The 14,408-nt window shown below is 69.5% G+C and carries 10 protein-coding genes; 9 read left to right on the top strand and 1 reads right to left on the bottom strand.

All coding sequences use genetic code 11. The features are described 5' to 3' along the window. Positions 1–104: 104 nt before the first annotated feature. Positions 105–803 carry a TetR/AcrR family transcriptional regulator gene (locus tag CFB34_RS34815; RefSeq protein ID WP_089444226.1) on the bottom strand — a complete coding sequence of 233 codons (699 nt, stop codon included), beginning with the start codon at positions 801–803 and terminating at the stop codon, positions 105–107. Positions 804–1,297: 494 nt separating this feature from the next. On the opposite strand from CFB34_RS34815, the gene CFB34_RS34820 reads away from it, so the two are divergent. From CFB34_RS34820 to CFB34_RS34860, 9 genes are all read left to right on the top strand, one after another. Next, complete coding sequence (locus CFB34_RS34820; protein ID WP_089444228.1) at positions 1,298–2,464, top strand: efflux RND transporter periplasmic adaptor subunit; 1,167 nt, start codon at positions 1,298–1,300, stop codon at positions 2,462–2,464. Further along, positions 2,461–5,631: an efflux RND transporter permease subunit gene (locus CFB34_RS34825; protein WP_089444229.1), complete on the top strand. Its 3,171-nt coding sequence runs from the start codon at positions 2,461–2,463 to the stop codon at positions 5,629–5,631. Before CFB34_RS34820 ends, CFB34_RS34825 begins: the two co-directional genes overlap by 4 nt. Then, positions 5,631–7,097 carry an efflux transporter outer membrane subunit gene (locus CFB34_RS34830; protein WP_089444548.1) on the top strand — a complete coding sequence of 489 codons (1,467 nt, stop codon included), beginning with the start codon at positions 5,631–5,633 and terminating at the stop codon, positions 7,095–7,097. The genes CFB34_RS34825 and CFB34_RS34830 overlap by 1 nt, the downstream gene beginning before the upstream one ends. Before the next feature lie 124 nt (positions 7,098–7,221). After that, a complete protein-coding gene (locus tag CFB34_RS34835; protein ID WP_089444230.1) occupies positions 7,222–8,592 on the top strand; it encodes a paraquat-inducible protein A in 1,371 nt (456 codons plus the stop codon). A 40-nt stretch (positions 8,593–8,632) separates the two neighbouring features. Further along, complete coding sequence (locus tag CFB34_RS34840) at positions 8,633–10,228, top strand: MlaD family protein (protein ID WP_089444231.1); 1,596 nt, start codon at positions 8,633–8,635, stop codon at positions 10,226–10,228. Then, entirely contained in the window at positions 10,225–10,926 is a 702-nt protein-coding gene (locus CFB34_RS34845) for a PqiC family protein (protein WP_089444232.1), read from the top strand. Before CFB34_RS34840 ends, CFB34_RS34845 begins: the two co-directional genes overlap by 4 nt. Before the next feature lie 164 nt (positions 10,927–11,090). Further along, positions 11,091–11,663, top strand: a complete 573-nt coding sequence (locus CFB34_RS34850) for a TetR/AcrR family transcriptional regulator (RefSeq protein ID WP_242808753.1) — start codon at positions 11,091–11,093, stop codon at positions 11,661–11,663. A 77-nt stretch (positions 11,664–11,740) separates the two neighbouring features. Next, a complete protein-coding gene (locus tag CFB34_RS34855) occupies positions 11,741–12,502 on the top strand; it encodes a response regulator (protein WP_089444233.1) in 762 nt (253 codons plus the stop codon). Between the two features lie 164 nt (positions 12,503–12,666). After that, positions 12,667–14,361 (top strand): ATP-binding protein, encoded by a 1,695-nt coding sequence (locus CFB34_RS34860; RefSeq protein WP_179243785.1) that lies wholly within the window; start codon positions 12,667–12,669, stop codon positions 14,359–14,361. Positions 14,362–14,408 lie beyond the last annotated feature (47 nt).

The raw sequence follows: 14,408 nt of genomic DNA on the forward strand, positions 1-14,408 counted from the left end.
GGGTGCCCGGCGCCGGAGGCTGCGATCGCTGCAACGGCGCAGATCACGATGACGATGCGGGAACCGGGGACGCAGCCGCCCTGGCAACGGCATGCCGCGAACAGTCACGCGGTGTCCGCCGTGGCAAAATCGCCCGGCGGCAGCGGTCGGGTCGCGACATCGTGTGCCTCGGCGCGCGTGAGGCCGAGCGTCTGCAGCACCAGGGCCGCCACCCGCTCCGGCATGCCGCTCGCCGACGCAGCCGTCGCGTGACACTCCGCGGCGATCGCCGCGAGAATCGTTCCGGTCATCGCCAGCACGCTCATCAGCGGATCGTCGACGACGAAGCGGCGTGCGGCGATGCCGCGTTCGCTATCCCGCCGCAGCCGCCGGCCGAGCCCGTGGTCGAGCGCGCGCACCGAGAAGCCCTCCCGCATCAGGAACCGGGCCCACAGCCGCTCGCGGCGCGCACGCATCAGCGTGTGGCGTACGCAGACGGACACGACCTCGGCCGGATCGGACAAGCCGTTCGCGAGACGCTCGAGCCCGTCCGCAAAATCGTCGAACACCCACTCCGTCAGCGCGGCGAAGATGCCGTCCTTCGATTCGAAGTGGTAGTAGAACGAACCGAACCCCACATCCGCCGCCTCGGTGATCTCGCTGATCGCCACGTTGTCCGGCCCCTTTTCCGCCATCAACCTGAACGCCGCGTGCAGCAGCCGCATGCGCGTGGCCTCCTTGCGCCGGGCGCCGCGCGGCAGGCGCGGCGCCGCTACACCGGCGCTGCCGGCCGGCCGAAGGGGCCCGACTGTCCGATCGTCCATGAGCCCGCCTCCTCTTCCTCTATTCGATAGAACTTTCTGCATGGCGCAATTTTAGATTACTCACTCATACTTGACAACTTTATCAGTTATGAGTCTAATCTCGAAAATCACAGCATCCGGCTCCTGTCGAGGGGCTGTGCCCGACGCGCGGCAGCAAGCGAAATCGGCGTCAAAAGCGCCGAGCACGCCGTAACCGCCGCTTCGTCACCCATCGTGTCGCGCGCGGCTTCGGCCGCAACGACGAGCGGTGCCGCTCGGCTTTGCGCGGCCGTCGGGCCGCCGAAGCGTTGTGTGCGCATCCGCACGTTCGCGTCTGCCCCGCACAGGAAATCGGCATGCCGGCAGCCGGAGCAAGCCGTAATGAAAATATCGCAGTACTGATTGATATGCAGAATCGACAGCGCCGAACGCGCCGCGCCGCATCTGCATGAATCCGGGCGCCCCCGTGGTCGCCCAACCCTGTTCAGTTGACCCTCACTTGTCTTGGAAACATCGTGAAATCACCCGGTCTTGACGCGCGAACCTTCACGCGCCCGCTTCTGACACGCATCGTCCCGCCGGCCCGGCGGGCGCCCGTCGCCATCGCGTGCTGCGCGATTCTGCTGACGGCCTGCCATTCCCACGAGACGCCCGCGCCCGAACTGCAGCCGGTGGTCGCACTGGCGGTGCACGAGGACAACGGCACGGCGCAGCGTGAGCTGCCGGCGCAGGTTCAGGCACGCTATTCGACGCCGCTGTCGTTTCGCGTGGGCGGCAAGATCGTCGAGCGGCGCGTGCGAATCGGCGACACGGTGAAGGCCGGCCAGGCCCTCGCGACGCTCGACCCGGCCGATCTGCGCAACACGTTGCTGAATGCGCGTGCGCAGCTCGATGCGGCCGAGCACCGTGTTGCGTACACCAAACAGCAACTGGATCGCGATCGTGCGCAGGCGCAGGCCAACCTGATCGCACCGGCGCAACTCGAGACGACGCAGGACGCCTATGCGTCGGCGGTCGCACAGCGCGATTCCGCGCTCGCGCAGATGGCGCTCGCCGGCGATCACCTGCGCTACGCGACGCTGACGGCCGATCACGACGGCGTGATCACGTCCGAAGATGCCGATACCGGGCAAAACGTCGAGCCCGGCCAGGCCGTGTTCCATCTCGACTGGAGCGGCGATCTCGACATCGTGTGCGACGTGTCGGAGCGCGACCTGCCGGATCTCGCGGTCGGTCGCCCCGCCCGTGTCGGCCTGACGGCCCTTCCGGGCAAGGTGCTCGATGCGCGCGTGCGCGAAGTCGCGGCCGCCGCCGATCCGCAGAGCCGTACCTGGCGCGTGAAGCTGACGCTGCTCTCGCCGGGCCCGGACGTGCGCTCCGGCATGACGGCGAACGTGACGCTCGATGCTGCCGCCGGGCCCGCCGCGGACCGCGCGATCACGCTGCCGGCCACCGCGCTCTTTCACCGCGGCGAAGCCCCGGCCGTGTGGGTCGTCCGCAAGGGCAGCGACACGCTCGAACTGCGCGCGGTGACGATCGGCCGCTACGACGAACGCACGGTCACCGTCACGTCCGGCCTCGCGAACGACGAGCGCGTCGTGATGCAGGGCGTCCATACGGTCAGTGCCGGCGAGCGCGTGCGCATCGTGCCGCCGCTGCATGCGGAGGATCTCGCATCATGAACGCTCCGCACACTCCGCACGGCACCGGCGACGGAAATCGCGCCCAAGCCGGAGCCGCGTCGCGCGACGCTGACCGCTTCAACCTGTCCGCATGGGCGTTGAAGCACCAGCAACTGGTGATCTTCCTGATCGGCCTCGCGACGATCTTCGGCGTGATCGGCTATACGCGACTCGCGCAATCGGAGGATCCGCCGTTCACGTTCCGCACGATGGTGATCCAGACCTACTGGCCCGGCGCGACGGCGCGCGACGTGCAGGAACAGGTCACGGACCGGATCGGCCGCCAGCTGCAGGCGGCGCCGTACGTCGACAACATCAAGAGCTATTCGCGCCCCGGCGAGTCGATGATCTTCTTCTCGATGAAGGATTCCGCGCCGGTCGACCAGGTGCCGGAGACCTGGTACCAGGTGCGCAAGAAGGTCGGCGACATCCGCGCGACACTGCCCAAAGGCACCGTCGGCCCGTTCTTCAACGATGAATTCGGCGACGTGTACACCAATATCTACGCGCTGGAAGGCGATGGCTATTCGCCCGCGCAACTGCACGACTACGCGGACCGGCTGCGCGCCGCGCTGTTGCGTGTGCCGGGCGTCGCGAAGGTCGACTACTTCGGCGATCCCGCCCAGCACGTGTTCGTCGAGATCTCGAACGCGCAGTTGACGCGCCTCGCGATCACGCCGCAGCAGCTCGCGCAGGCGATCGACGCACAGAATGCCGTCGCGCCGGCCGGCACCATCACGACCGCGGACGACCGCGTGTTCGTGCGGCCGAGCGGCGCGTTCAAGGACACGCAGGCGCTCGCCGACATGCTCGTCACCGTGAATGGCCGGACGTTCCGGCTGGGCGACGTCGCGACCATCACGCGCGGCTACGACGATCCGCCCGTCACGCAGATGCGGGCGAACGGCCACGCGGTGCTCGGCATCGGCGTCACGATGCAGAAAGGCGGCGACGTGATCGACCTCGGCAAGGCGCTGGACGCGAAAGCGGCCGAGCTGCAGGCGGGCCTGCCGGCCGGCCTGAAGCTGACGGCGGTGGCGAGCATGCCGCATGCGGTCAAGCACTCGGTGGACGACTTCGTCGAAGCGGTCGGCGAAGCCGTCGCGATCGTGCTGGTCGTGAGCCTCGTGTCGCTCGGCCTGCGCACCGGCATGGTCGTCGTCATCACGATTCCGATCGTGCTGGCCGTGACGGCGCTCTGCATGCACGTATTCGGCATCGGCCTGGACAAGGTGTCGCTCGGCACGCTGGTGCTCGCGCTCGGGCTGCTGGTGGACGACGCGATCATCGCCGTCGAAATGATGGCCGTGAAGCTCGAACAGGGCTGGAGCCGTACGCGCGCCGCGGCATTCGCGTACACGAGCACGGCGTTCCCGATGCTCACGGGCACGCTCGTCACCGTGTCGGGCTTCCTGCCGATCGCGCTCGCGAAATCGAGCACCGGCGAATACACGCGCTCGATCTTCGAGGTATCGGCGATCGCGCTGATCGTGTCGTGGTTCGCGGCCGTCGTGCTGGTGCCGCTGCTCGGCTACCACATGCTGCCCGAGCGCGCGCATCACGACGGTCACGCGCATGGCGATGCGGTGTACGACACGGGCTTCTACCGGCGCCTGTCCGGATGGATCTCGGCCTGCATCGAGCGCCGCTGGGTCGTGCTCGGCGTGACGGCCGTGCTGTTCGCGATCGCGATGGCCGCGTTCACGCGCGTGCCGCAGCAGTTTTTCCCGAATTCGGAACGGCCGGAACTGCTGGTGGACATGCGCCTGCCGGAAGGCGCATCGTTCGACGCGACGCTGCGCGAGGCCAGGCGGCTCGAGAAGGTGCTCGACGGCCGGCCTGAAATCGCGCACGTCGTCGATTTCGTGGGCACCGGCGCGCCGCGCTTCTACCTGCCGCTCGACCAGCAGCTGCAGCAGCCGAATTTCGCGCAGTTCGTGATCACGGCGAAGGACATCGAATCGCGCGATCGCCTGTCGCACTGGCTCGAGTCGACGCTCGCGAGCAGCTTCCCGACCGTGCGCACGCGTGTCGCGCGGCTCGAGAACGGCCCGCCCGTCGGCTTCCCGATCAAGTTCCGCGTCAGCGGCGACGACATCGCGACCGTACGCGGCATCGCCGAGACAGTCGCGGACAAGGTGCGCGCCGATGCCCGCACGCGCAACGTGCAGTTCGACTGGGACGAGCCGGCCGAGCGATCGGTGTCGTTCGACATCGACCAGATCAAGGCACGCGAGCTCGGCGTGACGTCGGAAGACGTGTCGGGCTTCCTCGCGATGACACTGTCGGGCTACACGGTCACGCAGTATCGCGAGCGCGACAAGCTGGTCGACGTCGACCTGCGCGCGCCGAAGCGCGAACGCATCGACCCGTCGAAGCTCGCGGGCCTGGCGATCCCGACGCCGCACGGCCCGGTGCCGCTCGGCACGATCGGCCACGTGCGCGACACGCTCGAATACGGCGTGATCTGGGAACGCGACCGCCAGCCGACCGTCACCGTGCAGGCCGACGTGCGCGGCGAAGCGCCGAGCATCGGCGTGACGCGCGACATCGACGCGGCGCTCGCGACGGTGCGCGCCACGCTGCCGGCCGGATACCGGATCGAGATCGGCGGCGCCGCCGAGGAAAGCATGAAGGGCCAGACGTCGATCAACGCGCAGATGCCGCTGATGATCATCGCGGTGCTGACGCTGCTGATGATCCAGCTCAAGCGCTTCTCGCGCACCTTCATCGTCGTGCTGACGGCACCGCTCGGCCTGATCGGCGTGGTCACCGCGCTGCTGCTGTTCGGCAAGCCGTTCGGCTTCGTCGCGCTGCTCGGCGTGATCGCGATGTTCGGGATCATCATGCGCAACTCGGTGATTCTCGTCGACCAGATCGACCAGGACATCGCCGCCGGGCAGCCGCGCTTCACCGCGATCGTCGGCGCGACCGTGCGCCGCTTCCGGCCGATCATGCTGACGGCCGCCGCCGCGGTGCTGGCGCTGATTCCGCTGCTGCGCTCCGGCTTCTTCGGCCCGATGGCCACCGCGCTGATGGGCGGGATCACGATCGCGACGGTGCTGACCATCTTCTTCCTGCCGGCCCTCTATGCGACGTGCTTCAAGGTACGCAGCGACGAACGCGAGTCGCGCGCAATGGACGTCGCCTCCTCGGAGACATGCTGATGAAATTCCCTCGTATCACCTCGGTGCTCGCCGCGAGCGCCGCGCTCGGCCTGGGCGGCTGCGCGATGGCCCCGAGCAGCACGCCGCCCGCGATGCCGTCGCCGGCGAACTACGGCGCGACGCCGCAGGCACCGCGCACCGCCGAAGCGGCGGGCGTCGCGCAGCAATTCGACGTCGGCGCCGCGCCCGTTCCGCAGTGGTGGCGGCTCTATCGCTCCGGCGCGCTCGACGCGCTGGTCGACGAAGGGCTGCGCGCGAATCCGACGCTTGCCGCGACGGAAAAGACGCTCGCCGCCGCGCAGGAGGAGCTGCGCGCGCAGGTCGGCGCGTCGACGCTGCCGTCGCTCGATGCGAACGCGCAGGCGGCCCGCACGCGCACGCCGGACATTTCCGGCGCGGGCGCGCAAAACCTGCGCTACAACGTATTCGTCGGACAACTGCAGGCGCATTACACGTTCGACCTGTTCGGCGCCACGCGCTATGCGAACGCGGCGAGCGCCGCGCGTGTCGACGTGCGCGGCTGCGAACTCGAAGCGGCGCGGCGCGCGCTGGCGGCCAACATCGTCGGCACCGTCATCGGCGCGGCGGCGCTCGACCGCCAGATCCTGTTGACCGAGCGCCTGGTCGCCGTGGCCGACGCGGCCGCGCGCGAAGACCAGCAGCGCTACGCGCTCGGCGCGATGTCGCACGTGCAGGCGCTGGCCTCGGCGCAGGATGCCGCGTCGCTTGCCGCGACGCTGCCGCCGTTGCGCCAGCAACGCGCACGCGCGGTTCACGCGCTGGCGATCCTGCTGGGCCGTACGCCTGACGCGGCACCGCCGATTCCGGCGTTCAGCGGGTTGTCGCTGCCGGCCCACGTGCCCGTGGCCGTGCCGTCCGACCTGCTGAAGGCGCGCCCGGACATTCGCGCGGCCGCGGCCGCCGTGAAGGCCGCATCGGCCGACGTCGGCGAAGCGACCGCGCAGTTGTTCCCGAGCCTGTCGCTCACCGCGACGATGGGGCGCGGCGGCTTCAGCTGGCCGGCGCTGCTGTCGGGTGCGGGCGGGCTGTGGGCGGTCGGCGCCGGGCTGTCGCAGCCGCTGTTCCACGGCGGCGCGCTGCTGGCTCACCGCCGCGCGACACGCGACGCGTACGACGCGGCCGTGCTGCAGTACAAGGCGACGGTGCTGTCCGCGTTCGGCGACGTCGCCGATTCGCTCGCCGCGCTGGAAAACGACGCCGAGGCGCTGGCCGCGAACGAACTCGCGGCGCGCGCGGCCGGCGAAGGCTTCGACGAAACGGTGCAGCGCCGCGCGCTCGGTGCGGTGCCGATGACCGCGCAACGGGCGAGCGAGCGGCAGTACCTGAATGCGGAGCTCGATTCGGTGCGTGCCGGGAGCCGTCGGATGACCGATACGGCCGCGCTGCTGCAGGCGATGGGCGAGTTGCCGCCCGACGCCCGCACGGCAGTCGCGGCCCGGCAATGACGGCTGCTTGCGTCGACGAATCGGCCGCGTGCCGTTCGACCGGCGCCGGCCCGGACCTCGACGCCCGGCGCACCGCGAGTACCGCGGCGCCGGGCACTCCTTGACCCCGCATGATCGATTCCCGATGAAACCCGAAAACCTCGTCGCCTGCCACGAATGCGACCTGCTGTTTTGGCGGCCGCCGCGCCTGCGCGCGCTGGCTGCGCACTGCCCGAGGTGCCGTGCCCGCGTGGGCGGCAGCGCGCACGGCCGTCCGGCGCTCGACCGGCGATGCGCGATCGCGCTCGCCGCGCTGTTCACGCTCGTCATCGCGCAGGCCTTTCCCATCGTCGCGCTCGACGCCGCCGGCATCGCATCGCACGCGACGCTGGCCGACGCGGTGGCCGCGTTGCGCTTGCACGGGCAACCGGCGGTGGCGGCGATCGTGTTCTGCACGACGATGTTGTTCCCGCTGCTGGAACTCGCCGCGTGGCTGTACGTGCTCGTACCGTTGCGCGCGGGCCGCATACCGCCCCGCTTCGAGCCGGTCCTGCGCAACATGCAGCGGCTGCGCCCGTGGAGCATGGTCGAGGTGTTCCTGCTCGGCATCCTGGTCACGATCGTCAAGATGACGAGCGTCGCGCACGTGATACCGGGCCCCGCGCTGTTCGCGTTCGGCGCCCTCACCGTGATGCTCGGCTTTCTCGCGTCATTCGACCCGGGCGGCCTGTGGGAAGCGCGCGACGAAATCATCGCGCTGCGCGGCGACGGCACGTCCGCCGCGGTATCGCGCCGGCGGCACACGCCGCGACGCGCTGCGCCGGTGACGCCCGACACAGCCGACGCACCGAACGCGACCCGCGCGACCCGGCGCCACCGCCCGGCAAGCGTCACGACCCGCGCCGCGGGGCTGGTCGCATGTCATACCTGCGGACGCGTGCAACCGCATACCGAAGCCGCCGACGCGCGCTGCACGCGCTGCGGTTCGACGCTGCACGAACGCCGCCCGCGCAGCGCCGCACGCACGGGCGCGCTCGTCATCGCGGCCGCGCTTCTCTACATTCCGGCGAACCTGCTGCCCATCATGCATGCGACCTCGCTCGGCCGCGCCGAGGACGACACCATTCTCGCCGGCGTCGCGTACTTCTGGACGTCCGGCGACTGGCCGCTCGCCGTCGTCGTGTTCGTCGCGAGCGTGCTCGTGCCGATGCTCAAGCTCGCGATTCTCGCGTTGCAGGCCATCGCCGCGCATCGCGGCACGCCATGGCGCCCGCTGGAACGCGCGCGGCTCCATCGACTGGTGGAGCGCGTGGGCCGCTGGTCGATGCTCGACGTGTTCGTCGTCGCGCTGACGATCGCGCTCGTGCATTTCGGTTCGTTCGCCGAGATCACGCCCGGCCCCGGCGCGCTGGCATTCGGCGCAGTGGTCGTGCTCACCATGTGCGCGTCGATGCAGTTCGATCCGCGACTCATCTGGGACGGCGCGCACCGCGCCGCCGCCAGCCCTCGATCCTGAACGAGCGCAAGCCCGTCGCAACGCTACCCCCCTTCACAAGATGCTTCCCCTCGATTTGCCTGAACTCGAGATCCGGCCGCGCAGCCGCTGGATCCCGTCCCTCGTCTGGATCGTGCCGCTCGTGTGCGCGCTGATCGGGCTGGCGCTCGTGTACCGCGGCATTGCCGCGACCGGCCCGACGATCACCGTCACGTTCGCGAACGCAGAAGGCCTCGAAGCCGGAAAGACCAAGGTCCGTTACAAGGACGTCGATATCGGCTCGGTGCAGGCCATCACGCTCACGCCCGACTTCAAGCGCGTGGTCGTGCGCATCCAGCTCACCAAGGACGCCGCGCGGTTCGCGAACCGCGAGACGCGATTCTGGGTCGTTCGGCCGCGTATCGGCGCCACCGGCATCTCCGGGCTCGGCACGCTGCTCTCCGGCGCGTACATCGGCGCAGATCTCGGCCGCTCGCCGCATGAACAGACCGACTTCGCCGGGCTCGAGACACCGCCCGCCGTCACCGCGGACCAGCAGGGCCGCCGCTACCTGCTGCACGGCGATTCGCTCGGCTCGATCGACATCGGCTCGCCGGTGTTCTATCGGCACCTGCAGGTCGGCCAGGTGGTCGGCTTCTCGCTCGACAAGGATGGCGCGGGCGTCGACGTGCAAGCGTTCGTGAAGGCGCCGTACGACAGATACGTCGGCACTCAGACGCGCTGGTGGCACGCAAGCGGCGTGGACCTGCGGCTCGATTCGAACGGCCTGAAGCTGAACACGCAGTCGCTCGCGACGGTGGTCGTCGGCGGCCTCGCGTTTCAGTCGCCGCCCGGGCAAGCCGATGCACCGCCGGCAGCCGACAACGCGTCGTTCCGGCTCGCGCAGGACGAAGCCGATGCGATGCGCGACCCCGACGGCACGCCGCTGATGGTCGTCATGCGCTTCGACCAGTCGCTGCGCGGGCTGTCCGTCGGCGCGCCGGTCGATTTGCGCGGCATCGCGCTCGGTCAGGTCACGAACATCGGGATCGAGTACAACGAGCACTCGCGCACGTTCAGCATGAAGGTCACGATGGCGCTGTATCCGTCGAGACTGAGCCGGCACAGCGACACCGCGCTGCCGGCCCCCGATACGGCCGGCGGCCACGACCTCCTCGAGCACCTGGTGCTGCAGGGCCTGCGCGGGCAGTTGCGCACCGGCAGCCTGCTCACGGGCCAGTTGTACGTGGCGCTCGACATGTTCCCGAAAGCGCCGCGCGCGAGCGTGGACGTACGCCGCACGCCGATCGAGCTGCCGACCGTTCCGAACACGCTCGACGAACTGCAGGTGCAGCTCGCCGACATCGCACGAAAGCTCGACAAGGTTCCATTCGACCAGATCGGCAACAGCCTGAACGGTGCGCTCGAGCATGCGAACCAGTTGTTCGGACACCTCGACGAGCAGGTCGTGCCGCAGGCGCGCGACACGCTGGCGGCCGCGCAACGCACGTTCGACGCCGCGCAGGCGACGCTGCGGCAGGATTCGCCGATGCAATCGGACGTTCATGACGCGATGCAATCGCTCACGCATACGCTCCAGTCGCTCAATACGCTGGCCGACTATCTCGAGCGGCATCCGGAAGCGCTGCTCTTCGGCAAGAAAGGAGAACCGAAATGACGCCGCATTCGTTTCGCACGTACCGGATGCCGATCCGCATCGCGACGTGCATCGCGCTGGCCGTGCTCGGCGCCTGTGCGTCGCCGCCCGTACGGTTCCATACGCTCGGGGTGGCGGATGGCGCGGGCGGCGAAACCGACGCCCCGCGTCCCGCATGGCTGATCGACATGCAGCGCGTGCACGTGGCGGCGCCCGCGGACGGCAACCGGCTCGCGGTGCAGCGCGGCCCCGAACGGGTCGACATTCTGGAACAGGAGCGCTGGGTTGCGCCGCTCGGCGACGAGATGCGCGACGGACTGTCGACGCGCGTCACGTCCCGGCTGAACACGTTCGACGTGCACCGCGTCGCCCATCCGGATGGCACGCCGGTCTATCGGGTCGCCGTGGACGTCCAGCGTGTCGAGTCGTGGCCGGCGTCTCACGTGCTGCTCGATGCGACGTGGACGGTGGACGCCGGCTCCGGACAGCCGGCACTGACGTGCCGCAGCATCGTTCGGGCCGGTGCGTCGGCGGGCTACGACGCGCTCGTGGACGCGCATCGCCATGCGCTCGACACGCTCGCGCTCGGCATCGCCGCCGGCATTCGCGCGGCGGCCACGCACGCGCCGCCGCCCGCCGGATGCCGCGCGGGAACACCCGACCGACGGATCGCGCCAGCCACCGCCGAGCGCGGCGCGCCGGATCCGCTCGGCGATTGAATCGGGCCGGGAAAACGCGCGCGGTCGGGTCGGGTTGGGTTGGGCGATCGGCCTCGCGCCGGTGCCCTGCCCGACCAAGCGACATCGTCAGGCGAAACCATCCCGACGAACGACGAATCGGCGCTGCGGCGTTCCCGCGTCGATCCGGCGTTTCGCGCAGCGCGGTGGTGCGCCGCTTCGATCATTTCCACCTGCATGGACAAACCAAGATGAAACCCGCCCGACTCACGCGCGAGCAACGCAGGCTCGACACCCGCGAACGGCTCATCGCCGCCGCTCGCGCGCTATTCATCGCGAAAGGCTTTGCCGATACGAGCGTCGAACATATCGCCGAGGGCGCCGGGTACACGCGCGGCGCGTTCTATGCGCACTTCGAACACAAGCGCGAGCTGCTGATCGAGATCCTTCGCCGCGACCATGATCGAATGCTCACGAAAGGTCGGCTGGCGGCACCGGAGAGCGGCAGCGCCTGCACCACGGCCGACTACGCGGCGATTGCCGCCGGCTGGGAATGTTTCCCGCTGTGGGTCGAGGTTCATCTGTACGCGCTGCGCGATGCCGGGTTTCGACACATCGTCGACTGCCTGCACACCGAACCCGCCGCGCTACCGGAGGCGGCACGCGGCACGGCGGGCGCCGCCGATCGGATGCCGTCCACGACCGGCTGGGCGGCCGCGCTCGGCGTCGCACTGCTGAGCACCGGCGCGCGGGATGCCCGGCGCGACGATCCAGCGTAGCCAGCAGCCACGCGAGCGCCCGTTCGAACCGTCGCCCCGGCTATAATTTCAGCCATTCCCCGACAAGTATCCGCACCATGACGGACGCCAACCTTCCTCACGTGCTGGTAGTCGACGACGATCCGGCGATCCGCGAACTGCTGTCCGGCTATCTGTCCGACAACGACATCCGCGTGACGGTGGCCGCTTCCGGCCAGGAAATGGCGGGTGCGCTGAACACGTTTGCGATCGATCTCGTGATTCTCGACCTGCGCATGCCGGGAGAAGACGGCGTGCAGATCGCCCGCGAGCTGCGCGCGCGCTCGAACCTGCCGATCATCATCGTGTCCGGCAAACGGGACGAAGCCGACCGCGTGATGGCGCTCGAGCTCGGCGCCGACGACTACCTGACCAAGCCGTTCAGCAACCGCGAGCTGCTCGCACGCATCCGCGCGTTGCTCCGGCGGGCCGGTGCGACCGCCCCGGCGACCGGGCGCAACAACGACGCCCGCGCGTATCGATTCGGCGGCTGGGAGTTGAACCTCGGCACCCGGCGGCTGACGGATCCGGACGGCGCCCCGGTCGAGCTCACCAACGGAGAATTCTGTCTGCTCAATGCGTTTCTCGCCGCACCCGGGTGCGTGCTGTCCCGCGACCGGTTGCTCGAGTCCAGCCGGCTGTACGACGACGTGTACGACCGCTCGATCGACGTCCAGATCCTGCGCCTGCGCCGCAAGATCGAACCCGATCCGTCGCATCCGGTTTTCATCCGTACCGTGCGCGGCGCCGGTTACGTGATGGACGCGCCGGTTACCCGATTGAGCGCGGCGGCGGGCTGGACGAGCGCGAGCGCCGAATGAGCGGGCCGGCCGCGCGCCCCGGGCGGCCTGTCCTTCCCTGCGCCGTTTCAAGCAGCGGCGCCGCGCGTGACAGCCGAAACCCGCCGTCGATGCAGGACTGAACGCCAATGCAACATACGTCGCCCTATCACCGTACGCTTTGGCGAGCCAGGCGCCACCGGGCCATGATGCTGGCCGGCTGCCTCGCCCTCCTGCTCGTACTCGCCGGGTTCGTTCACGACACGGCGTTTCGCGTCGGCGCCATCGTCGTGTGCGTGATTCTGCTGATGTATGTGCTGACCGCGTACATGCGCCGGCTGGAACACGCGAGCCGGGCGATGCACGCAAGCGAGCAGCGCTGGCGCACCGTATTCGAGAATGCCCCCGTCGGGATCCTGGTGCTGCGCGCGCACGACCGCTACCTGATGGCCAACCCCGCCTTTCAGCAGATGGTCGGCTACAGCGACCGCGAGCTGGCCGAGCGGCGTGCATCGGACATCACGCATCCCGACGATCGGGCACTCACGCAGAATCATATCGACCAGTTGGTGCGCGGTCAGGATCGCGTCAGGTTTCAAAAGCGTTACGTGCACCGGGACGGCCGCGTCGTGTGGGCCGACATGAGCGTGGCGCGCGTGTTTTCCGCTCATCAGCCGGCCGACGCGGACGCGGAAGACCTGATCATCGCGACGATCGAGGACATTACGCAACGCCGGGCCGACGAAGAGGCGCGCCATGGCCTCGAGCGCCAGTTGCGGCAGTCGCAGAAGCTCGAAGCGCTCGGCACCTTTGCCGGCGGCGTCGCGCACGACTTCAACAATATCCTTGCCGCAATTCTCGGTTTCGGCGATCGGGCGCTCGCCAGCGTCGCGCCCGACGCACCGGCGCACCGCTACGTCGAACAGGTGCTGAGGGCCGGTGAACGCGCGCGGCTGCTGGTCGAGCGCATCCTGACGTTCAGCCGCAGCGGCCGGACGGCCAGGGTGCCCGTCGATGTCGGCGCGGTGGTCGACGAGGCGATCGAGCTCGTGCGCGAGACGCTGCCGGCGCATGTCGCACTCGACGTGCGCATGCCTGCGCACGCTGCGTGCATTCTGGGCGACGCCACGCATCTGCATCAGGTCGTGATGAACCTGTGCAGCAACGCGATCCATGCCATGCCCTCAGGCGGCACGCTGCGCGTCGAACTCGACCTGGTCTGCGTCGAGACACCGCGCTCGCTGTCGCATGGCGCGGTGAGCGCCGGCCGTTTCGTGCGTCTCTCGGTTGCGGACGGCGGCAACGGCATTCCGGCCGAGATCCTCGAGCGAATCTTCAATCCGTTCTTCACGACGCGCGCCGCCGGCGAGGGAACCGGTCTCGGCCTGTCACTCGTCGACGGCATCGTCCGCGAACACGGCGGGGCCGTCGACGTCCACTCCACACCCGGCGAAGGTGCGCGTTTCGACGTTTATCTGCCCGCCGCGGACGCGCGCCCGGCCCGGCAAGCCGAGACGATCCCGGTGCCTCACGGCGGCGGGCAGGTGGTCCTGCTGGTCGACGACGAGGACGCGCTCGTCCGGCTCGGGGAAGAGGTGCTGGCCGATCTCGGCTACGAACCGGTCGGATTTTCATCGAGCGAGGCCGCCTGGGCTGCCCTGGATGCCGATCCAGCCCGCTTCGACGTCGTCGTGACCGACCATGCGATGCCGCATCTGACGGGCTTGCAGCTCGCGGCGCGCGTCGCGCGGCGGCGCAACGACCTTCCGGTCATCCTGTGCAGCGGTTTCAGCACACCGGCGCTCGAACGAGAGGCCGACGCGCTCGGCGTCAGGATGGTGCTGCGCAAACCGCTGAAGACGCCCGATCTCGCGCGCGCGCTCGCCGCCGTGCTGCGCTGACGGATCGCCGGACCGGCCGCGCATGACGCGCATGCGCCGTCGCCGTC

The sequence above is a fragment of the Burkholderia sp. HI4860 genome (genome assembly GCF_002223045.2).
In the GTDB taxonomy this organism is placed as follows: Bacteria; Pseudomonadota; Gammaproteobacteria; order Burkholderiales; family Burkholderiaceae; genus Burkholderia.

What these genes read in the sequence shown, in the direction of transcription:
- CFB34_RS34815 (WP_089444226.1), bottom strand. Translation starts at nt 803, where the DNA reads ATGGACGATCGGACAGTCGGGCCCCTTCGGCCGGCCGGCAGCGCCGGT.
- CFB34_RS34825 (WP_089444229.1), top strand. Translation starts at nt 2,461, where the DNA reads ATGAACGCTCCGCACACTCCGCACGGCACCGGCGACGGAAATCGCGCC.
- CFB34_RS34830 (WP_089444548.1), top strand. Translation starts at nt 5,631, where the DNA reads ATGAAATTCCCTCGTATCACCTCGGTGCTCGCCGCGAGCGCCGCGCTC.
- CFB34_RS34835 (WP_089444230.1), top strand. Translation starts at nt 7,222, where the DNA reads ATGAAACCCGAAAACCTCGTCGCCTGCCACGAATGCGACCTGCTGTTT.
- CFB34_RS34840 (WP_089444231.1), top strand. Translation starts at nt 8,633, where the DNA reads ATGCTTCCCCTCGATTTGCCTGAACTCGAGATCCGGCCGCGCAGCCGC.
- CFB34_RS34845 (WP_089444232.1), top strand. Translation starts at nt 10,225, where the DNA reads ATGACGCCGCATTCGTTTCGCACGTACCGGATGCCGATCCGCATCGCG.
- CFB34_RS34855 (WP_089444233.1), top strand. Translation starts at nt 11,741, where the DNA reads ATGACGGACGCCAACCTTCCTCACGTGCTGGTAGTCGACGACGATCCG.
- CFB34_RS34860 (WP_179243785.1), top strand. Translation starts at nt 12,667, where the DNA reads ATGATGCTGGCCGGCTGCCTCGCCCTCCTGCTCGTACTCGCCGGGTTC.